Origin of the sequence: Proteus mirabilis ATCC 29906 (assembly GCF_000160755.1) — a bacterium.
GTDB lineage: Bacteria > Pseudomonadota > Gammaproteobacteria > Enterobacterales > Enterobacteriaceae > Proteus > Proteus mirabilis.
This window is the reverse complement of record NZ_GG668576.1, coordinates 763,881-785,000: the sequence shown is the minus strand read 5'-3', so window position 1 is coordinate 785,000 and position 21,120 is coordinate 763,881. Positions and strand designations below refer to the sequence as shown.

The 21,120-nt window shown below is 40.5% G+C and carries 23 protein-coding genes; 8 read left to right on the top strand and 15 right to left on the bottom strand.

Annotated elements, in window-relative coordinates; all coding sequences use genetic code 11:
- The first annotated feature begins 3 nt into the window (after nucleotides 1-3).
- From HMPREF0693_RS03635 to flgL, 4 genes are all read left to right on the top strand, one after another.
- The gene (locus tag HMPREF0693_RS03635; protein WP_004243531.1) at nucleotides 4-1,110 is read left to right on the top strand and encodes a flagellar basal body P-ring protein FlgI; all 1,107 of its coding nucleotides are present in this window, start codon (nucleotides 4-6) and stop codon (nucleotides 1,108-1,110) included.
- Nucleotides 1,110-2,096 carry a flagellar assembly peptidoglycan hydrolase FlgJ gene (flgJ, locus tag HMPREF0693_RS03630; protein ID WP_004243530.1) on the top strand — a complete coding sequence of 329 codons (987 nt, stop codon included), beginning with the start codon at nucleotides 1,110-1,112 and terminating at the stop codon, nucleotides 2,094-2,096. Before HMPREF0693_RS03635 ends, flgJ begins: the two co-directional genes overlap by 1 nt.
- 118 nt (nucleotides 2,097-2,214) lie before the next feature.
- Nucleotides 2,215-3,858, top strand: coding sequence for a flagellar hook-associated protein FlgK (gene flgK, locus HMPREF0693_RS03625; RefSeq protein ID WP_004243528.1), 1,644 nt, complete (start codon nucleotides 2,215-2,217; stop codon nucleotides 3,856-3,858).
- Between the two features lie 25 nt (nucleotides 3,859-3,883).
- On the top strand, nucleotides 3,884-4,828 hold the full coding sequence (flgL, locus tag HMPREF0693_RS03620) for a flagellar hook-associated protein FlgL (RefSeq protein ID WP_004243527.1): 945 nt from the start codon (nucleotides 3,884-3,886) through the stop codon (nucleotides 4,826-4,828).
- Between the two features lie 312 nt (nucleotides 4,829-5,140).
- Here the strand turns inward: flgL and fliR are convergent, their stop codons facing one another.
- From fliR to fliF, 13 genes are all read right to left on the bottom strand, one after another.
- Nucleotides 5,141-5,923 carry a flagellar biosynthetic protein FliR gene (fliR, locus tag HMPREF0693_RS03615; RefSeq protein WP_004243525.1) on the bottom strand — a complete coding sequence of 261 codons (783 nt, stop codon included), beginning with the start codon at nucleotides 5,921-5,923 and terminating at the stop codon, nucleotides 5,141-5,143.
- Nucleotides 5,924-5,928: 5 nt separating this feature from the next.
- Complete coding sequence (gene fliQ, locus HMPREF0693_RS03610) at nucleotides 5,929-6,198, bottom strand: flagellar biosynthesis protein FliQ (RefSeq protein ID WP_004243524.1); 270 nt, start codon at nucleotides 6,196-6,198, stop codon at nucleotides 5,929-5,931.
- A gap of 14 nt (nucleotides 6,199-6,212) precedes the next feature.
- A complete protein-coding gene (gene fliP / locus HMPREF0693_RS03605; RefSeq protein ID WP_004243523.1) occupies nucleotides 6,213-6,983 on the bottom strand; it encodes a flagellar type III secretion system pore protein FliP in 771 nt (256 codons plus the stop codon).
- The gene (gene fliO, locus HMPREF0693_RS03600; protein WP_004243522.1) at nucleotides 6,983-7,429 is read right to left on the bottom strand and encodes a flagellar biosynthetic protein FliO; all 447 of its coding nucleotides are present in this window, start codon (nucleotides 7,427-7,429) and stop codon (nucleotides 6,983-6,985) included. Before fliO ends, fliP begins: the two co-directional genes overlap by 1 nt.
- A 3-nt stretch (nucleotides 7,430-7,432) precedes the next feature.
- Nucleotides 7,433-7,843 carry a flagellar motor switch protein FliN gene (gene fliN, locus HMPREF0693_RS03595; RefSeq protein ID WP_004243521.1) on the bottom strand — a complete coding sequence of 137 codons (411 nt, stop codon included), beginning with the start codon at nucleotides 7,841-7,843 and terminating at the stop codon, nucleotides 7,433-7,435.
- Complete coding sequence (gene fliM, locus HMPREF0693_RS03590) at nucleotides 7,836-8,867, bottom strand: flagellar motor switch protein FliM (protein WP_004243520.1); 1,032 nt, start codon at nucleotides 8,865-8,867, stop codon at nucleotides 7,836-7,838. Before fliM ends, fliN begins: the two co-directional genes overlap by 8 nt.
- Nucleotides 8,868-8,872: 5 nt before the next feature.
- A complete protein-coding gene (gene fliL, locus HMPREF0693_RS03585) occupies nucleotides 8,873-9,355 on the bottom strand; it encodes a flagellar basal body-associated protein FliL (protein ID WP_004243519.1) in 483 nt (160 codons plus the stop codon).
- A 177-nt stretch (nucleotides 9,356-9,532) separates the two neighbouring features.
- The gene (locus HMPREF0693_RS03580) at nucleotides 9,533-10,945 is read right to left on the bottom strand and encodes a flagellar hook-length control protein FliK (RefSeq protein WP_004243515.1); all 1,413 of its coding nucleotides are present in this window, start codon (nucleotides 10,943-10,945) and stop codon (nucleotides 9,533-9,535) included.
- Complete coding sequence (gene fliJ, locus HMPREF0693_RS03575; protein ID WP_004243513.1) at nucleotides 10,945-11,391, bottom strand: flagellar export protein FliJ; 447 nt, start codon at nucleotides 11,389-11,391, stop codon at nucleotides 10,945-10,947. The genes HMPREF0693_RS03580 and fliJ overlap by 1 nt, the downstream gene beginning before the upstream one ends.
- A 30-nt stretch (nucleotides 11,392-11,421) precedes the next feature.
- On the bottom strand, nucleotides 11,422-12,795 hold the full coding sequence (gene fliI / locus HMPREF0693_RS03570) for a flagellar protein export ATPase FliI (RefSeq protein WP_004243512.1): 1,374 nt from the start codon (nucleotides 12,793-12,795) through the stop codon (nucleotides 11,422-11,424).
- Nucleotides 12,795-13,517 carry a flagellar assembly protein FliH gene (gene fliH, locus HMPREF0693_RS03565; protein WP_004243511.1) on the bottom strand — a complete coding sequence of 241 codons (723 nt, stop codon included), beginning with the start codon at nucleotides 13,515-13,517 and terminating at the stop codon, nucleotides 12,795-12,797. The genes fliI and fliH overlap by 1 nt, the downstream gene beginning before the upstream one ends.
- Nucleotides 13,510-14,508, bottom strand: a complete 999-nt coding sequence (fliG, locus tag HMPREF0693_RS03560; RefSeq protein ID WP_004243510.1) for a flagellar motor switch protein FliG — start codon at nucleotides 14,506-14,508, stop codon at nucleotides 13,510-13,512. The genes fliH and fliG overlap by 8 nt, the downstream gene beginning before the upstream one ends.
- The gene (gene fliF / locus HMPREF0693_RS03555) at nucleotides 14,505-16,226 is read right to left on the bottom strand and encodes a flagellar basal-body MS-ring/collar protein FliF (protein ID WP_004243509.1); all 1,722 of its coding nucleotides are present in this window, start codon (nucleotides 16,224-16,226) and stop codon (nucleotides 14,505-14,507) included. The genes fliG and fliF overlap by 4 nt, the downstream gene beginning before the upstream one ends.
- A gap of 276 nt (nucleotides 16,227-16,502) precedes the next feature.
- Here fliF and fliE point away from each other — a divergent pair, with 276 nt between their 5' ends.
- Nucleotides 16,503-16,814: a flagellar hook-basal body complex protein FliE gene (gene fliE, locus HMPREF0693_RS03550; RefSeq protein ID WP_004248328.1), complete on the top strand. Its 312-nt coding sequence runs from the start codon at nucleotides 16,503-16,505 to the stop codon at nucleotides 16,812-16,814.
- 396 nt (nucleotides 16,815-17,210) lie between these two features.
- Here the strand turns inward: fliE and HMPREF0693_RS03545 are convergent, their stop codons facing one another.
- Entirely contained in the window at nucleotides 17,211-17,903 is a 693-nt protein-coding gene (locus tag HMPREF0693_RS03545; protein WP_004243505.1) for a fimbrial protein, read from the bottom strand.
- Nucleotides 17,904-18,305: 402 nt separating this feature from the next.
- Here HMPREF0693_RS03545 and HMPREF0693_RS03540 point away from each other — a divergent pair, with 402 nt between their 5' ends.
- From HMPREF0693_RS03540 to HMPREF0693_RS03530, 3 genes are all read left to right on the top strand, one after another.
- A complete protein-coding gene (locus HMPREF0693_RS03540; protein ID WP_036932168.1) occupies nucleotides 18,306-18,536 on the top strand; it encodes a DUF6500 family protein in 231 nt (76 codons plus the stop codon).
- Between the two features lie 101 nt (nucleotides 18,537-18,637).
- Nucleotides 18,638-18,853 carry a hypothetical protein gene (locus HMPREF0693_RS03535; RefSeq protein WP_004243502.1) on the top strand — a complete coding sequence of 72 codons (216 nt, stop codon included), beginning with the start codon at nucleotides 18,638-18,640 and terminating at the stop codon, nucleotides 18,851-18,853.
- A gap of 465 nt (nucleotides 18,854-19,318) precedes the next feature.
- Nucleotides 19,319-20,461 (top strand): hypothetical protein, encoded by a 1,143-nt coding sequence (locus tag HMPREF0693_RS03530; RefSeq protein ID WP_004243501.1) that lies wholly within the window; start codon nucleotides 19,319-19,321, stop codon nucleotides 20,459-20,461.
- Between the two features lie 297 nt (nucleotides 20,462-20,758).
- Here HMPREF0693_RS03530 and fliT read toward each other — a convergent pair whose 3' ends face one another.
- On the bottom strand, nucleotides 20,759-21,112 hold the full coding sequence (gene fliT, locus HMPREF0693_RS03525) for a flagellar protein FliT (protein WP_004243500.1): 354 nt from the start codon (nucleotides 21,110-21,112) through the stop codon (nucleotides 20,759-20,761).
- Nucleotides 21,113-21,120 lie beyond the last annotated feature (8 nt).

Below are 21,120 nucleotides of genomic sequence, written 5' to 3'. Positions count from 1 at the left end.
TAGATGAAAAAATTAGCGATTAGCCTTTTCTTTATCGTGATGACATGTGTCGGCTTTTCTGCCCATGCCGAACGGATCAGAGATCTTACTTCGGTTGAAGGGGTAAGAGAAAATGCGCTGATTGGTTATGGTTTGGTTGTCGGCCTCGATGGTACGGGTGACCAAACCATGCAAACACCTTTTACCACGCAAAGTCTAAATAACATGCTCTCACAATTGGGGATCACCGTACCTGCGGGCACCAATATGCAGTTAAAAAACGTCGCGGCAGTGATGGTGACAGCAAAACTACCTCCTTTTGGTCGTACTGGGCAATCTATCGATGTGGTTGTTTCTTCATTAGGTAATGCCAAAAGTTTACGAGGTGGTACGTTACTGATGACCCCACTTAAAGGGGTAGATAGTCAGGTTTATGCGGTAGCCCAAGGGAATATTATTGTCGGTGGCTCTGGTGCTTCTGCGGGGGGCAGCAGCGTAAAAGTCAATCAATTAGCGGGTGGACGTATTAGTAACGGTGCCATTATTGAGCGTGAGTTACCTTCTCAGTTTGGTCAAACGGGATTATTAAACTTACAGCTTAACGAAGAAAACTTCACGCTAGCACAAAGTATTGCTGATGCGATTAATAAACTACGAGGGGTAGGAACGGCGCTTCCTCTTGATGCCCGTACGGTGCAATTACGTGTACCTCTTGGTAAAAGTGAACAAGTTCGTTTCTTAGCAGATGTGCAAAACCTTGAGGTAAAACGAGTTATTGCTGATGCTAAAGTGATTATCAATGCAAGAACAGGTTCCGTTGTAATGAACCGTGATGTGGTATTAGGTAGCTGTGCCATCGCACAAGGCAACTTATCTGTTACGGTAGATAGCCAAGTGAATGTGAGTCAACCGAATACTCCTTTTGCAGGTGGCAGTACGGTTGTGTCACGTAATACGAGTGTTAATGTCAATGAAAAGGGTGGTTCATTACAAAAAGTCAACGCCAGTGCTAGCCTCAATGAAGTGATCCGTTCACTCAATGCGCTAGGTGCGACCCCAACAGATCTCATGTCGATATTACAAGCGATGGAAAGTGCGGGTTGTTTACGGGCGAGATTGGAGATTATCTGATGAAAGAGTTATCTCTGCTTTCTTCAATGCCGAATATTTCAACGCCGGCATATGATAGTAACGCATTGAATAAACTTAAATATCAGGTTGGACAAAATGCCGATCAGCAAGGGCTGCGCCAAGTGGCGCAGCAACTTGAGGGGGTTTTTGTGCAAATGATGTTAAAAAGTATGCGTGAAGCTATTCCACAAGAGAGTATGTTCAATTCAGAAAGCACTAAAATGTACACCTCTCTTTATGATCAGCAAATTGCTCAAGATTTATCCAAAAAAGGCTTGGGGTTTGCTGACATGATTGAAAAACAACTATCAGCTAAAGTAACGATGGAACCGAGCGAACTGGCCGGTAAAACGCCGATGCCATTAGACAGCAGTGATATTTTTCAATCAATGCCAACACAAGCATTAGGCCAGCTCTATCGTGCGATGCAACCGTTACAAAATGCAGTTGAAAGTACGGTAGGCAAGTTAAAAGGACTGTCTGAAAGTAGCGCTTCTTTTGCCGCTAAATTGTTAGGGCCTGCTAAACAAGCGACACAAGGTACGGGTATTCATCATCTTTTAGTTGTAGCACAAGCGGCACTAGAATCTGGCTGGGGTAAACGAGAAATTTTAACGGGTGATGGAAAACCGAGCTACAACCTGTTTGGTATTAAAGCGGGGCGTTATTGGAAAGGGCCTGTCACTAATATTATGACAACGGAAGTGATTGACGGTAAATCGATCAAGATGCGTGATAATTTCCGTGTCTACGGCTCTTATGTGGAGGCTATCCAAGATTATCTAAGATTGCTTACGGAAAGCCCGCGCTATGCCAAAGTACCGCAAGCCAAAACACCAGAACAGGCTGCTTATCATATTCAAGAAGCCGGTTATGCAACCGATCCGGGGTATGCCAAAAAACTTGTTTCTATTATAGGGCAATTAAAGGGACAGGGTGAGCAAGTTGCGAAAACTTATACCCATGATTTAAGTGAACTCTTTTAACTATTCTCCCCTCAAGTTTAGAGGGGAATAACCGATAACAAATAGCAGAGCATCCATATCAATTGCCTAGTTATGCTCCGAACATACAGGAGATGACTAAACGTAAAAGGATAGACAAATGTCCAACAATTTAATTAATACAGCGATGAGCGGGCTTAATGCAGCACAAGCTGCGATGAGCACAATTAGTAATAATATCGCTAACCAAAAAGTAAATTGGTATAACCGTCAAATGACCGTATTTAATGAAAACGGTGGCACGATGACCAGTAATGGTTATATTGGAAATGGTGTTAATGTGAGTCGTATTCATCGCGAATATAATGAGTTCCTTGCGGGGCAAATGAATCGTGCGGTAACAAAACAGAGTGCTTTAAATAGCTATAACAAAAATATCTCGCAAATAAATAATTTATTAGCGGATAAAGGCAATGATGTTTCCAGTGCAATTGATGACTTCTTTACTAGCTTACCTAATGTAACGAACAATGCGGAAGATAACCCAGCTCGTACCACCATACTGGGTAAAGCGGAAGCAATGGTGAATATGTTTAACAAAGCGGATCAATCATTACGCGATCTCGAAAAAGACATTAATAGCCAAGTCACTAATACCACTAAGAATATTAATGAATATTCCAAGCAGATAGCTAAATTAAATCAAGAAATTAGCCGCTCCCAAGGTTTTAATGGTGCCGAGCCTAATGATCTGCTTGACCAACGCGACCGTTTAATTCAAGAGCTAAATACGCTGGTTGATGTACAGGTAACCCAACAAGATGGCGGGTTTGTTAATGTCAGCTTTGCCAATGGTCTTCCTCTTGTTGCGGGGACGCGCTCTTATGAAGTCTCTGCTATTCCTTCCAATAAAAACAGTGAACGCCTTGTTGTTGGTTATAGCAACGGTATTGATGAAGTTCGTGAAGTTGATGCTAAACGTATTAATGGCGGTGAATTAGGTGGCGCTTACCGTAGCCGTAATGAAGTATTAGATGCAAGCCGAAATCAATTAAACCAATTAGCTTTAGTGTTGGGCGATCAATTTAATAAACAACATGAGCAAGGTTTTGATTTAAACGGCGATAAAGGTGATAAGTTCTTCAACCTAGGTGGGGCACATACCATGCCTAATGGTAAGAACAAAGGTGATGCGACTTTTGATGTCAAATACACTGACACAAGAGAAGTTAAAGCTGCGGATTATACGGTTAAGTATGAAGGTGGTAAATGGAATGTCACTGTAGAGCCGGGGAATCGTAAATTTACAGCAACACCTAATGCAACAACGGGTGAATTAGAATTCGAAGGAATGAGCATCAAAGTCAATGGAGCTGCACAAGAGGGCGATTCTATCGTTGTTCAATCTGTAGGCAACGTGATTGCAGGAATGAGTGTTGCAATCAGCGATCCAAGCAAAATAGCTGCCGCGGGTACAAAAGACTCTGGACCTAGTGATAATGAGAACATGAAAAAATTGTTCGAATTACCCGATGAAAAACTTATCGATGGTAAAGCAACAATTGCTGGTGGTTATGGCTCACTAATAAGTATGGTGGGTAATAAAGTGAATACTGCGCAAGTTGATTATGATGCGCAAAATGCGATCACCAGCAGTATTTTAACACAGCAACAATCGGTTTCAGGGGTCAACTTGGATGAAGAATACGGCGAAATGTATCGTATCCAAGAGTATTACATGGCAAATGCAAAAGTTATTCAAACTGCAAATACCATGTTTGATGCGATTATGCAGGTCTTATAAACCCTCTTTGATTAAGGAATAAATCGTGCGTTTAAGTTCAAATCAAATTTACACTCAGCGAGTGGATAATATTACTAGCTCGCAAAGTAGATGGATGACAGAAGGGAATAAAATTTCCAGTGGTCGACGTGTTGAAAAACCTTCTGATGATCCGATGGCGGCCTCACAAGCGGTAATGGTTAAGCAATCTGAAGCGCGTAATCAGCAATATGCGACAGCACGTGGATTTGCTAAAAACAGCATGTCATTGCAAATGAGCCTTTCAAGCCAAATGGTCAATATCACCACAAAAATTCAAGAAACATTAGTGGCTGCCGGTAATGATGGCGCATTAAGTGATGAAGATCGTGCCTCTCTTGCGGAACAATTAAGTGGTTTAAAAGATCAGTTAGTGGGGATTGGCAATACGAAAGATGGTGTTGGACGTTATGTTTTTGCTGGTTTCCAAACAGATAAACCACCTTTTGTTGCTGACAAAACGGGTAAAATCACCTACCAAGGTGGAGACAAGCAAATTACTCAAAAAGTTGATAGTAATATTGAAATGGTATCCAACTTTACAGGGATAGAAACGTTACAATCATCGGGAGGAAAAGGCACAGAGCCAGATATTTTTAATGCCTTAGATGAAGCCATCAGTGCACTACGTGAACCTCTAGTTGGAAAACCACAAGCTGATCGTGATGCTGCATTAGATAAGATTAATACGGCTAACCGTGTTAATCGCGCCACATTAAATAATATTTCTAGTGTGGAAGCTAAATTAGGTTTACAGCTTCAAGAACTTGATAATTTAGATGATTTAGGTGCAGATACCTCATTAAGAAATGCTAAACGCTTAAGTGAGTTACGTGACTTAGATTGGACACAAGCAATTTCAGATTATTATCAAGAAGAGTCGGTATTACAGGCATCTTATAAAGTCTTTAATGACATGAAAGAGATGTCGATGTTTAAGATGTATCGTTAATTTAGTCACAATAGTAAATAGCATCTTATTCTATAAAATAAGCGATTATCCCCCGATATTTATCAGGGGATTTTTTTATCTGTAACGAATGAAGTCAGTACAAGGTTTATGCATGACTTTAGTCGCAGTAGCAGTAAGTGCCCGTGCTGATCCTTTAGCACGAATATTAAGTTATCTAGCTTACTTTATTCATCACTGGTTTATAGCAAATGATATATTAATTGTGGAATAAACAAAACAAGTGACAAAAAGCAGATTAAATTTAATTAGCCAATGGAAAAATAGATAACACAAACTCAATCATCAGGTTTTTCAAGAAACTAATTGCTGCAATATTAAGGTAATACGATTGAATGTATCGCTAAAGACGCGCTCAGTAAACACAGGTAATGCTGGCATAATCAGTGATAACGCCAACATACCGATCGTGAGGGTAAGAGGGAAACCGACCACAAAAACAGAAAGCTGTGGTGTCATACGGTTTAAAATACCTAATGAAAGGTTGAGTACTAATAGTAGAGTGATTAATGGCATGGCTAACATCATCCCGTTAATAAATATAGTGCCACCACTTTGTACTAAAGTAAGGATACCCAATGAATTAAAGGTCTGATTTCCAATAGGAACAACATAGAAAGTATCTGCTAATACCGATAACAGCCATAAATGCCCATCAAACACCATAAAAAGCAACATGGTTAACATGTTAAAGATACGAGCAAGAATAGGCATATTCGGGCCACCTGAAGGATCGACGAAAGTCGCAAATGACAGCCCCATCTGTAAACCAATCACTTCTCCTGCATGACGTACAGAAGCAAAAGCTAACTGCATAGATAAGCCTAAAATTGTGCCAATTAAAATTTGTTGGATCAGTACCCAAAAAGCCATGATAGAAAAGAGAGGTACTTGACTTTGCGGTAGCCCTGGTGCAATTAACGCCGTGGTTAAAAAGGCGAGTCCAATACGAAATTTTTTAGGTGTCTGTTTTTCACTAAACAAAGGCGCGGTACTAAAGAGTGCCAAAATACGCACAAATGGCCAGAAAAAATCACTGATGTAGCCATTAAGTATTTCACTGGTCAAGGTTATCATTGTTATTAGCCAATCATTCCTGGAATGCCAGTAAATAAGTTATGCATATAGTCTAATAACAAACTGAGCATCCACGGGCCTGCGACTAAAATAGCCGCTAATACAGCAAGGATCTTAGGAATAAACGACAGTGTCATTTCGTTTATTTGTGTTGCTGCTTGCAGCATGCTTATTACTAAACCGGTAACCAGTGCAGACAATAATAGAGGTCCAGCAAGGGATAAGGCAATTTTCATCGCTTCCGTTCCTAATGCTAAAACAGATTCAGGCGTCATAAAGAACCTCTTTGCTAGTTAAAAAAGCTTTGAGCCAATGAGCCAAGTATTAACTGCCAGCCATCGACTAATACAAATAACATGAGTTTAAAAGGCAGTGAAACGGTGGCGGGTGGCACCATCATCATACCGAGTGCCATCAAGACGCTGGCAACCACTAAGTCTATGATGAGAAAAGGGATAAAAATCATAAAACCAATTTGAAAAGCGGTTTTTAGCTCACTGGTAATATAAGCAGGCACTAAAATTCGCATAGGTACGCTATCGCGTGTTTCAAATGCGGGGGCATCAGCAAGACGAGCAAAGAGTGCAAGATCGGTTTCGCGCGTTTGTTGCATCATAAACTGGCGCAGTGGTTGTGAGCCATTATCGAGTGCTTGTTCAAAAGTGATTTTATCTTCACTAAAAGGGAGATAAGCATCTTGATAAATTTTATCAAACACCGGTGCCATAATAAAAAATGTCATAAATAGCGCAAGACCCAGTACCACTTGGTTAGGGGGAGCAGAAGGTGTCCCTAACGCATTACGTAATAAACCCAGCACAATGATAATCCGAGTAAAACTCGTCATCATCAGTAATACGGCGGGAATAAAACCTAGGGCTGTGATAAAAATCAGTGTTTGTACTGGCAATGACCAGTTTTGGCCACCTCCCGGTAATGGGTGTGAAATAACACTGGGGAATTGAGCAAACGCATGGCTTGGCAATAGTGACAAAATAAGGACACTAGCGAAGAGAGGCCAGCGCTTTAATGCGTTAAAATAAGAGACACACTGATGCATTATGAGTTGCCTTTATCTCGCTTTAGCGTTTTTTGTAATAATTGAATAAATAACGGTGAAGAAGGTGGTATAGGCGCTTCCTGCGAGGCATGATTAGGAATAGGTAAGGTGTGTAACAGATTAATCTGCGATGCCGTAACCCCTAATACAAGCCATTCCTGCTCGATTTCAACAACGACAACACGCTCTTTGGTACCTAATGAACAGCTCGCTTTAACCGTGAGTTGTGCTTGATTAGCTTTAAATGTACCGCGAGCAAAGCCAAAACGGCGGAAAAGCCACATTGCAACAATAATCAGTACAATAATACCCGCAAGCGCGGTGCTGACTTGCACAAGGCTTTGTCCAACGGGTAAAGGTTGCGCCGGTGTTTGGATAGTTTGCGTTGTGGCGGGTGCGGCAGTATTAACCGCACCTTGGCTGGAAAAGGAAGGGATCTGTTCCATAGATCAACGACTCAGACGGCGCATACGTTCTGAAGGGGTGATGATATCGGTAATGCGAATACCATATTTATCAGAAACGACCACGACTTCTCCTTGGGCGATTAAGTAGCCATTGATAAGAATATCAAGGGGTTCACCCGCAAGCCCATCTAATGACACTACAGAGCCTTGTGATAGGCTTAGGAGTTTTTTAATCGTCATTTTGGTACGCCCTAACTCTACTGTTAATTTGACAGGAATATCCATAATCAAATTGATATCAGATAGATGATTAAGCGTATCATCTTCAGGTAACAGATGTTCGAATACGTCGGAACTATTATCTTGGCTTTTGCCAGTTTGCTGTTCCATTGCATCAGCCCACATATCCTCAGCCGATTGTGAATTATCAGTTGGGCGATTTTCATCACTCATTGGTTTGTTCCTCATCCAGAGCGTTTAAAACAGGGTTAATTAAATGTTCAACACGAAGGGCGTATTGCCCATGAACTGTACCGTATTGACTTGTTAATACCGGCACACCATCAACATGTGCAATCAATCTTTCTGGTTTATCAATAGGGAGCACATCCCCTTTTTTCAGGGTAAGGACTTTTGATAAACGCAGCGGAATGTCAGTAAAGTTAGCAACCAACTCAAGCTCTGAGTGCTTAACTTGGTTTACTAAACTGTCTAACCAAACGCTATCTTCTTGGCGAAGGTTTTCAATTGGTGGATTGATTAGCCGTTCACGTAGCGGTTCAATCATGGCAAAAGGAATACAGATACTAAATTCCCCTACCATAGAGCCAATTTCTACTTGAAAAGGTGTCGTCACCACAATGTCATTTGGTGATGAGGTGATATTGGTAAATTTTACCTGCATCTCAGAACGAACATATTCAACTTGAATTTTGAAGATGGAGTCCCAAGCATCACGATAGGCATCAAGTGCCAGTTTTAACATTTTGTTGATAATACGCTGCTCTGTATTGGTGAATTCGCGTCCTTCAACGGGAATTGGAAAACGCCCATCGCCACCAAACAGGTTATCAACCGCGATATAAACCAGATTCGGCTCAAAGGTAAATAATGCTGTGCCGCGTAACGGTTTTAAATGCACCAAATTTAGATTAGTTGGTACAGGTAGGTTACGGGCAAAGTCATGATAAGGATGAATTTTTATGCCACCAACCGTGATATCAGGGCTTCGGCGAAGCATATTAAACAGCCCCATACGGAATTGACGCGCAAAACGTTCGTTAATAATTTCTAACGACTGTAACCGTTCTCGAACGACACGACGTTGCGTGTTCGGGTCATAAGGCTGAATATCCGGTTCATTCGGATCCTTCGCTATCGCAGGTTCCCTGTTCGCGCTTTTTTGGGCGTCGTCACCTGATGTGTCATCATTCAGCAGAGCATCTATCTCTGCCTGTGAAAGGATATTATCGCTCATAATGATTATCGCAGAATAAACGTGGTAAACAGTACATCGGAGAGGATCTGTTCAGATTCACCCGGTACAAGAGTCGGTCTCAGCGTTTCTTTTATTTCTGTCATGAGTTGTTGTTTCCCCGCATCTGTTGCAATTTTATTAGCGTGTTGACGAGAAAGAAGTAGTAGCAAGCGACTACGAACTTCGGGTAAATAATCATGTAAGCGCTTACGTGTATTCTCATCATGTAAGCGTAACGTGATCCCTATGTAGAGTACGCGATCTAAATGTTCTTCTTCATCAATCAGATTGATGGTAAAAGGCTCTAATGACATAAAAACGGGGGCCGGTATAACTTTTTGCTGACTAGTGCCCGTAGTACCTGATTTAGCATGCTTCAATGCCCACCAACTATATCCACCGAATGCCGCTGCAATAATGGCGATCACCAATAATAGGATGATCAGAATTAAGCTATAGCTTTTACGTTCATTGCTGTAATTAGACATGGACAGTTAAATTCCTGTTTTGTAGTGGATACGTGTTCACTTTTGTGGACTTCCATATCCATCTAAATCAACCTTAATTATCCCGCTATTTCTGTTTTTTAATGGCAGAAACAGATAGGGAAAAAACCATTAACTCTTACGTTTATTGACATAGTGTGTCCTCCCAATACATTTGTATTAGGCAAAAATATCGACACCACCACGAGCAGAGGCTAACTCTTGAGGCGTAAGGGTTATCTTTTGTGCCGTTTCTGAGGCTAATTGCATAGAATTACCCTCGCTTCTTTGATGATTATCGGCACCATTTCCACTAAATTGAGAGGAATCTGACATATTTTGTTGTTGCCAACCGTCATGACTGTCGCTAGACACTTGACTTTGTGTGAGTTGTATCCCATTTTCAGAGAGCGCTTGACGCAAATGATGCAGGGAATTTTCTAACACAGTACGCACTTGTCCATTTTGAGAGGCAAGATGTAATTGAGCCTGTCCATCTTCAATTTTCATGCGAATATGTAATGAACCCAACTCTTCGGGATGTAAACGTAGCTCAGCTTTTTGTAAACCATTACGACTAAACATCACAATTTGCTGATTGAGTTGCTGTTGCCATTCCGGTGTGCCTATTTGTGCATTTAACATCGGGGTAGGCATCGAAGGAAAGTGCATTTGCGTTTGCATCATTGATGACGGTTGTGCATGACTTGCTACTGATGAAGAGGCAAACACCGAAGAGGTCGATAAACTATTGTGTAGATCGCGTTCAGCAATACGGTTATTACCGATTATTTGGTTTGCCAGATTATCGGCTAATTTTGTATTGGCTGATGCTTTGTCATCGGCTAACAATCCATCCGCTTTTTCTGCCACGGAAGATAACAGTGAAGCGTTATCAACTTTCTTTGCTGAATGCCCATTCGTTAAATGGCGAGCTTCATGTGTTGCAAGTTGGGTTAATGACACTGTTTCAGGGCGTAATTGAGCAAGTAATGATTTGTCATCTGCATTAGCTTGCGTATTGAATTGTTGCCATTTATCGACAAGATCACGCTCAGCACGGGCATTTTCTGCCATAAGGTGAGATAACTCGTTTCCATTCCCAGCATGCTTTAACGAGGTTCCCAATAAATGTGGCTGATGAGCTTGGTTGGCTGAAAGCGATGTAGATTTTAACCCTGCAAGTCCGGCAAGTTGTACTGGAAGCTCTGCCGCTAATTCTTCTGCGGATATTAATGAAGAGGCCGTTTTATTTTCAAGAATTGAGCTAAATTGCTCATTATCAGGTAACGAGAGAGCAAGATGGGTATTTTTCGTTGCTGGCGCCTCTAATGCCGCATATTCAGTGACAATAGTATCAATATCGTCATCATTTTGTTGGTCTTTATTTTTTTCAGTGTGATTGTGCGCCTTATTCTCTTTTGAGGAATGGCCTGAAATAGAGGCGTTTTTTTTATCACTGGGTGTATTCTGAGGTTGAGTACTCAGAAGTTGTGCAAATGTCGACGCATTATCACCGGGTTGACTTGTTGTAGCGGATGTCGTTCCCGGAGAGGTTGCTGTGACATCCATGGTCAGAAGCGTTATCTCCATCAAGTTGTTCTCCGTAAAGTACTACGCTGTGCGTACTCATCCATTTGTTTCTGCTCAATACGATCAAGTTGTCGCTTACGGCTATCTTCAGCGCGTTGCTCCAATGTCTCAAACGCATTGAGTCGTTGCTGTTTTTCTCGCCAATGTTCCGTTGCAAGGTCGAGTTGCGCTTGCCAATGACGAAGTTGCTGTTTATGTTGCTCGATAGTTAATTCAAGTGTTTTGAGAAATTGTTGATAGTTTTGCCATGATGCTGATGACATGCCTCCCACATTTAACGTCTGGTTGAGACGAACACGGTATTCATCCTGATACCCGATCAACATATTGAGTTGCTGTTCCATCTGTTGATGACTCTGGCGGACTTGGGCTAGTTGGACAGCGGCTTGTTCTGCCGCTGTCTGTGCCAGTTCCCTCAGTGTCACTAAAGGTGACTGCTCCCGCATTGGAACCCTCTTTATTTTTCCTGATTATGTTCAGAATGAATCTAGTGTGATCAGTTGATTAAGTTGTTCACAAGCATGTTGATAGCTACATTGCTCTTGAATATCTTGTTGTAAGAATTTTGCTAATGATGGATAAAGGGCAATCGCCTTATCCAGCATAGGATCACTGCCTGCAGCATAAGCCCCTACATTAATTAAGTCGCGATTGCGCTGATAACTGGATAATAGCTGCTTAAATACTTGTACTCGGCGATAATGTGTTTTATCAATCAGTGAGGTCATCGCACGGCTAATGGACGCTTCAATATCAATAGCAGGGTAGTGACCCGATTCCGCCAGTGAACGCGAAAGCACGATATGGCCATCCAAAATAGCACGGGCAGAATCAGCGATTGGATCTTGCTGATCGTCACCTTCGGTTAACACGGTATAGAAAGCAGTAATGGAGCCACCACCATCAACGCCATTACCGGCACGCTCAACAAGTGCGGGTAATTTTGCAAATACAGAAGGGGGATAACCTTTTGTCGCCGGCGGTTCACCAACGGCTAAGGCAATTTCACGCTGCGCCATGCTATAGCGAGTTAACGAATCCATAATTAATAAAACATGTTTACCGCGATCACGAAAATCTTCGGCAATACGGGTTGCATAAGAAGCACCTTGCATTCGTAAGAGTGGTGAAACATCAGCAGGTGCTGCCACTACCACCGAGCGTGCTAATCCTTCTTTACCTAGGATATTCTCAATAAAGTCTTTAACTTCACGACCACGTTCACCAATAAGCCCCACGACAATGACGTCGGCTTGAGTAAAACGCGCCATCATACCTAATAGAACACTTTTCCCGACACCCGAGCCGGCAAAGAGTCCCATACGTTGGCCACGACCGACCGTAAGCAGTGCATTGATGGCACGTACACCCACATCAAGTACATCTGTAATGGGGGTACGTTGTAATGGGTTGATAGGTGGTGTAATCAGTGGCGCACGATAACTGGTATCTGGCGGCGGTAAACCATCTAGGGGATCACCTGAGCCATCAAGTACGCGGCCTAATAAGGCATCACCAAGGGGTAATTGTCGGCCTTCGCCTTCACGACCGGGGATCGATTGAGCGTAGACTCGAGCACCTGGGGTTAATCCTTCCACTTCTTGTAGCGGCATGAGTAACATTTGGCTACCGTTAAATCCGACGACTTCACTTTCAACTTCTTCAACCGTTTTACCAATGGTACGTTCTATTAAGCAGGTAGAGCCAAGGGGCATAACTAGCCCCTTAGCTTCCATGACTAAGCCTGTAGCACGGGTTAAGCGACCATATTGGCGTATGCGCGGAATTTTATTTAAACGAGATTCTGCATCAGCGAGTTTTTCTAACCAACGCCCCAATCTTGCGGTCATTACAACGCCTCCGGTGCAGCAAGACGACACAATTCATGCCAACGTGTCGCAATTGTGGAATCAAGATCACCATCATTGGTTACAACACGGCATCCCCCTACATGGATACTATTATCAGCCACCACTTTCCAACCGTGGGCGGTAAGGGAATCGCCTAATTCCTTTTCAATCAGAGGGATATGTTTAGGGTTAATCCGTAGCTGTGGATCCCCTGCAAACATCTGCTCTTGTTGCAACATCAGTGTAATTTGAGCAAGTAATGCAGAGCCATCACAGACCGCAGGTTGTCCAAGTACTTCTTTGGCTGCTGTGAGTGCTATCTGCATTAATCGTGAGGCAATAACACTATCTAAACCATTTAATGAATGCCTAAATTCAGCTAATAAGCCTTGCCATTCATTAATAAAAGGTTCTTGTTTAGCAATGCCTTGACGGATACCTTCTTCGATACCCGATTGTAATCCTGCCTGATAGCCTTCCTGATAACCCTGGTTTTTCCCTGCCTCAAAGCCTTCAGCATGGCCCAGTTTTTGGGCCTTTTCTTTCATGTCATCAAGCATATTAATTTGCTCGAGGACTTTCTGTTGCTGAACGACTTCTTTTTCTTGATTTTCGTCTTCCTTCTCGTCTAACCCCGTGTCTTCCTTGACTTTTAATTCCCAGTCAATAAGTTCTTTTGGAACCCAAGGCTTCCAGTTTGTATCAGTATTTTTATCAGACATAGGTATCGTCTCCTCCATGAAGAACAACTTCACCGCTCTCAGCTAAGCGACGTACAATAAGCAGAATTGCTTTTTGCTCAGCTTCCACTTGAGACATGCGAACAGGTCCACGAGACGCCAAGTCATCACGCATAATTTCAGCAGCACGCTGCGACATATTGTTGAGGAAATGATCGCGTAGTTCTTGATCGCAACCTTTTAATGCCACAACCAAGGATTCGGATTCCACTTCCTGTAGAATGCGCTGAATTGAACGGTTGTCGATATCGATAAGGTTTTCGAACAGGAACATTTCGTCGATAATTTTCTGTGCCAATTCGCCGTCGTAATCGCGTACTGCGGTGATAACATTTTCTTCTTGCTGACTTTTCATCAAGTTGATAATTTCAGCTGCAGTACGAACACCACCCATTTTGCTACGTTTGAGATTTTGACCATCAAGTAAATTGTTCAGTACTTCCGTTAATTCAGCTAAGGCTGATGGCTGAACACCACCAAATGTTGCGATACGTAACATAACGTCATTACGTAACTTTTCATCAAACAGAGCAAGAATATCAGCAGCTTGACCACGTTTTAAGTGAACTAAAATGGTGGCGATAATCTGTGGATGTTCATCACGGATAATATCGGCAGCCATTTGTGGCTCCATAAAGTTAAGTGTCTCAATACCTGTTGTGGTTTCACGGGTTTCTGAGATCTCATCGAGCAGATTATTAGCACGCTCTTCACCTAAGGCTTTAACAAGTACAGAGCGTAAATAATCATTAGCATTCACATTTAATGCTGCATACTGAACAGCATCTTCTTCGAAGCTTGCCATCACATCAATGAGTTGTTGATTGGAGATCTGACGCATAGAAGACATCGCAATACTCAGTTGTTGCACTTCACGTGTCGTTAGATGTTTAAATACTTCTGCTGCGCGATCTTCACCCAATGTCAGTAACATAACGGCGCTTTTTTCGGTTCCAGTTAAGTCATTACTCATTGTTCTTTACTCATCCATTGACGAATTACCATGGCTACAACACGAGGATCTTTTTCTGCCATCTCTCGAATACGTTGGCTTTGTAATTCGGCACTAACACGTTGACGTGCTTGTTTACGTCTTGATTCTTCATCTAATTCGGCTTCGTTGACATCATCTGTCACTTCAAGCTTGGTTTTCAAAATCGCTTTTTGTGCGGCGACTTCTGCTTCACGGCGTTTTTCAAGTTGAGGTTTCACTAATTTACGCCATAAGATCCACGCGATGATAACAAGCAATAACCAGCGGCCTAAATCTAATGCTTTAGCCAATATTTGTGGATTTTCCCACATAGGAACGCTAATCACTGGCTCTTCGGTATCGTTAAATTGAGAATTAACCACACTTAAAGAGTCACCGCGCTCTTGGGAATAACCCATCGCTTCACGTACTAAACTTTCAATTTGTTGAAGCTGTTCATCGGTTAACGGAACTTGTTTATTTTCGACAATAGGCTCTTCACCTTCTGTTGCTTTTTTCTTGTCTTCTACGGTTTTGTAATTGACGATTACCGCAACAGAAAGGCGCTCAATATTGCCAACAGGTCGTTTAACATGACGAATACGACGATCTACTTCATAGTTGGTTGTTTCATCTAAACGGCTATTGCTGTTTGGATTACGCGTCATTGAACGATTAGCATTGGTAGATGTTGCTTTCTCATCAGCCGCCGTGTCTTTGGCTTTTTCAATCGGCGCTTGCGGTGGTGCAACAGGTTGATTAGATAACGCACCGGGCACACCGCCAGCTAACATGCCTCCATTTTGCTCACTTTGGCTCACTTGTTTTGAGCGTACTGCAGCTTGGTTAGGGGGCTGATTAGGCTTGTACTCTTCAGCGGTTTCTTCTGTATGAGAAAAATCAACTTGAGCGGTGACCTGCGCATGAACATTACCACGCCCAACAATAGGGCCTAATAGTGTTTCAATACGTTGCTGGTAGCGACTTTCCAACTCTTGGACATATTTGAGTTGAATAGAATTAAGATCACGACCTAAAGCATCGGGCTGTGTTAATAACTTACCGCTTTGATCAACAATGGTCACATTACTATCGGGCATACCTGCAACACTACTTGCTACAATATGTACGATGGCATTAATTTGACCTTCGTCCAAGGCTCTACCTTGCAGCAGACCTACTGTTACAGAAGCAGAAGGTGATTTTTGCTCACGAACAAAAAGAGAGGGTTTAGGTAATGCTAAATGAACACGAGCATTTTGCACTGGACCTAAGGTTTCGATGGTACGAGCAAGCTCCCCTTCAAGTGCACGTTGATAGTTAATCTGTTCACTGAACTGGCTGATCCCAAACTTTTCTTTATCAAGTAGTTCAAAACCGGCAGCTCCACCTTTTGGAAGCCCCGCTTGTGCGAGTTTCAGGCGTAATTCATGAACCTGATTGTCAGGTACCATAATCGCAGAACCATTTTGTGATAGGCGATAGGGTACATTCATTTGTGTTAACTGTGTGACAATTTCGCCACCATCTTTATCACTAAGATTACTATAAAGCACTTTATAATCAGGGCTTTGTAGCCATAAAAAAGCAGCAACAAAAATGGCAATCGCCGCCGATCCCGCAATAATAAGCGGAATTTTCGGATCGGCTTTTATCCGGTTAATAATGGCGTTAAAACCTTTTTTCTGGTTCACAACGTCGGTTTTTTCGGCATTCATAGACAATCCTTGCCTTGTAGTTCGGGATGAATACTAAAAGCGTGGCGTAACAAAACAGACTCCCCTTACGCAAATAAATAAACCTACTCTCAGGTGTCTCATTATTGGCCTTTTGCGTTTCATTTAATGGCGTAATTAGCCTTTAACTTTTGCGTTAATTACTCGCTTTGGAATGAAGCCCCTGTGTTAGGGTATTACTCGGTAAGCGTGTTGGTTCACCTACTTACTATGACATTGATTCAAAAATTGAATTAGATGATTAACGCAGAGGTTTATATGTCAATTCCAGCTATTGAAAGTGTTCTGGATAAAATGCAAATTCAAACTTTACAAGCATCCAATATTGCCAAACCCCAGCCAGTACAGGCAGGATTTGCAACTCAGTTGGTTCAAGCAGTAGGTAAAATTAACGAAACTCGTGTTAATGCAACCAACAAAGTACAAGCATTTACGTTAGGTACGCCCGGCGTTGAATTAAATGATGTGATGGTGGATATGCAAAAATCCAGTATTTCATTACAAATGGGCGTACAAGTGCGTAATAAGCTGGTCGCCGCTTATCAAGAGATTATGTCAATGCAGGTGTGATAAAGTTAACTCATTGAGATAAAAGAATATTATCTTTGTTGTGGCTCGATGGGGACATATAGGGGATAGGAGCATTCAATGTTTGGCTTAATAGCAATATTGGGTTTTGCTCGTATTCATGCATCTAAGCATCATATTATCCTGTACCATTTTTGCTGATGGGTCCCCCATCTGTTGATGAAGTGATAATATTACCTCTGAATGGGGGACCAATTTACTTATGCTACTACAAGCACAGAAGGTGAAAGAGGAACCCAGACAAAAAGAAGAGGAAGAAAATAAGGGCACTAGAAATTGGTAATTGATTAATTAATAAATCAGGCCTCTTTATTTTTTAACGTAAAAGATAATCACAATATAAAGGTTAATTATAATGTGATTATCAATATGTTAAAATTAGACCCCAAAGTTAAAAGTGAGAACAACCTCTCCGACAAAATCTAATCCATCAGCAATATCTATTCCTTTTTTACTTAGTGCATCTTTGGATAAAATAAAAGTACGACTTGTCTTTCCTTGACTGAAATTCGCTTGGAAAATTTCACCTGAAATGAGAGACAGAGAGTTTTTATTAATATCTGATTGTTGTTCTGAGGTCCAACCATTGGTAGGGCCTTTGTATAGGACGTTATTAAATTTATTCCCCGTAATAGCAACATCATTTGCTCGTGAAATATACGCAGGCTTACCATCGACAGTAATATTTGTCCATATAAAAAAAGCTGCACCAACAGCGGTTTCAGGATTTGCTTTATCAACTAAATGAAATTGTCCTGTCGTATCATTAGCTAATTCCGCACTGTCATAAGTATCAGATGCAACAAAGGTTAAATATGTTTTAGCATCACATTCAACCGTAACGGTATTTTTACCTGTAGCTAAAGGATACTCGTAGTTTTTCGATTGAGGGATAAGTGTTGGGCTTATGACTCCGTAATCAAAAATAACATCACTTTGTGTCGCCCCATGAACAGTACAAGTTGGTGGCTTAATATCACCATTGATTTTTAAGTTAGCAACAGGCGTTTTAGCCAATACTGGCGTTGATATTACACTCAGCATAGCAAGACTGAGTAATACTTTTTTCATATCATTATTCCTTTATTCTTTTTTAGAGGATAAATAACAAAACAATATTATATAATACACCTTTTATTTATTTATTTAATGTTAAATAAATATGTTCTTTAATATATCTAATTTAGACTTTCTTAAAGTGAGTTTATTTTACTATCCGATGTTCTCTAAAAGAGATAATTAAAAATAGTGTTTTAATCCCGATAGGTAAATGTGGATTTTATATTAATTAAACAAGATTTGTAATTAGATACTCTTATTTAGATTGTTTTATATTTTTATATAAATATAATTAAATTAATCAACTTTAAAACACTCATTTTTAATAAAATCCTTTCCGTCATTTTCGTATTCACAAGACAACATTTCCTATGTAAGCTGTACTAACTAACAACGCACTGAGTGACACAAACGATGCGCAGAATGTTGCAGCAAAAAATCATCCAAGTATGTGATATAAAAATAGCGCAAAAGGGAGAAGGGGTAGGCCTCTCTTTTTATGCTTTTTTTGCTAATAAAAATGATGATCCTGAATTATTAATGGAAGCGGCAACTTGGTGGATATTGACGCATAAATTAGATCATTTTGAAAAAGCCATAAAAATTAAGAAAATGATACAAACTGAAATGGACGCTAATCGCTAAATCTGTACGCCGTTATCATTTTTATCGACCTGATACGAAAAAACTGAAAATTATTGATTATTATCACATTAACGTTAGTCATAAACCGTTATGGTAATTTTATGATTAATAACGTAAACGGTGATGATATGGAATATTGGTTTATTGCGTATAAAGTGCGTTCCAGAAATGGTGATACCTACGCCGGGCATAAAATAGTAGAAACTGAGAGTGGGATCACACCCCATATTGCGTTAGAAAAAGCATGTCAGGAAGTTGCACAAGGGGCTCAAGCTGATATTCCTGCGGTGAGAGTTGTGGCATTTAATCGTTTATAAGCGTATCAATTGATAAAAATCTCGTTAAGATCATTAGCGAGATTTTTTTGTTTTTATCTCAACTTCAACGGTAAGAAGAAAAATAAACACTTCGTTAATGATTTATTTTTAACTACTCTCTTCACTATCCCAATTCGCTATCACAATAAATAATAAATCTATTAAGATTTAGTCTCTTAACTTCGTGAAATATTCGATATTATTTTTATAATCAAAATAATTTTTTCGCTAAAAAAGCAGATAATGAATAGCATTAGTTTAATTAATATGGCTATACAGCAATTAATATACGACTTAACTTAAATAGTTATTAATTATGTGATCTGAACTGTGATAATGACTTTTTTATATTTGAATAAAAAAAGTGTCGTCGTTAAAGTTTACTTGAGCTAAGGAATAGCTCGATACAAGGAAATAGAGATCATATTTTGATTTTTTAGTAAAACATACAAGGAATTTTTAATTATGACAGTATTAACCGTTTATTTATGTGGTACCGGCGCTTCATCTTTTGATAATAATAATCATAATAATCCTGTTTATTGGCAAGGTGAGCTTGTTTCCACCTTGGCGCATAATAATCTAGATCGCGAATTTGCTCAGTGGTTTATTGTAGATGGCCCAGGTAGCGGTAATTTGCAAGAAGATGATTTATGGGTTGAAAGCCCTAATTATTCAGATTTAAAAGGCTCTTTATTTGGCAGTGGATGGGAAGAAAATGTTGAACATGCACTGTGCTTAATGAAAGGCAACTTTGACTGGCAACGTGAAAAGTTAACAGAACAACAATATAATCAACTGAAAAAAGCGGGCATTCCCATTGAAGATGTTGAAGTGACCGGCTCTTTTTTATGGCGTAAATATAATTATGGTGACCGCTATGTCACTCAACAACAACTTCAGCAACAAATTATTCGTACCTTTCGCAAAGATGGCATCATTCCCACCCAAGTGAATTTAATTGGTTGGAGCCGTGGTGGCATCACCTGTCATATGCTTGCCAATGCCATGTTAAAAGATCCCCTATTAAAAGATATTCCAGTCAATATTTTTGCTATTGACCCAGTTCCAGGGCCACTTAATTTCCAACCAGAAAAGGTGACACTAGGTAGCAATGTTAAGGAATATGTCGGATTTTATGCCATTGATGAACGCTCAAAAGGATTTGCTTGCGTTATTCCAACAGTGACTGCTGAGACGAAAATGCATATTTTCCCGCTTTCTGGACGCCATGCGACCTTAGTAGGCAATGCCGCGATTGATGGTAGTGAAGGTAAAAATGCACTATTTTCACCGGGGTTAATTGTGCGACATTTTGCAGAAAGATGTTTAACACGTTGGGGATGTCAATTAGCGAACAAGCTAGAATTAACTGATAAGGAGATATTTGAGCATCATACTGATATTAAAAATGATGAGGATAAATATATTGCTATGCGCCGTAAAACTTATTCCATATATGAAAGTAGCGGTGATGATGAACGTAAAGTTTCATTAGGTAAAGAGGGCAAAGCATTCTCTGATATATATGGGGCACAATATGAGCCTTCTATGGCATTAACCGCAGACTATTTTGCAGATCCTCAACTCTACGATGTGATTAAATAAATCAATCAATTATTATCTATTTGAAACAGTAAGTTTATCGCCTGCCATGTGTAGGCGATTTTTATTTATCGGTGATGATATCAGTAAATGGATAACAAATAGATGGGGAAGAGCAGATGATAATAGTGATAGTCTAATGATGTAGTGTAATAAATTCAGTTTTTATTATGTTATTTTTATATCATATCGTTTAATTGTCACAACGTTACCGATAACAAATAATATCGTATAGCAAGAAATAACTCGGTAAATAAAGACGCCATTAGCTAATAAAACCGCTTTTGGCGCAGAGGAAAGTTATTTTAGATTGAGATCAGGATAATAACTATGCTCTGAAAACTGACCATAGCTATTTTGTACCCTCTGCTCTTGTTCAGTCTGTCTTATTAAAACAGCGAGCTTATCTAATCTTGCTCGTAATAAATTTCGCGTCTCATTTTCATTTTCGAGTATTTTCTTTAACATATTGGTGAGCTGCTGTTGTATTATCAGCTCACCCTCAGTGGGTTTTATCATCTTAGTGATAATTTCTACACTTTTTAAATAATCCATTTCCATTTCTATCAGCTGATCCCACTGCTGATTTTTGGCAAGCGTTAACATTTGCTCACTTAATTTCAAAACCTGCTCGTAAGCTGCCATTATATCCATATTTGCTG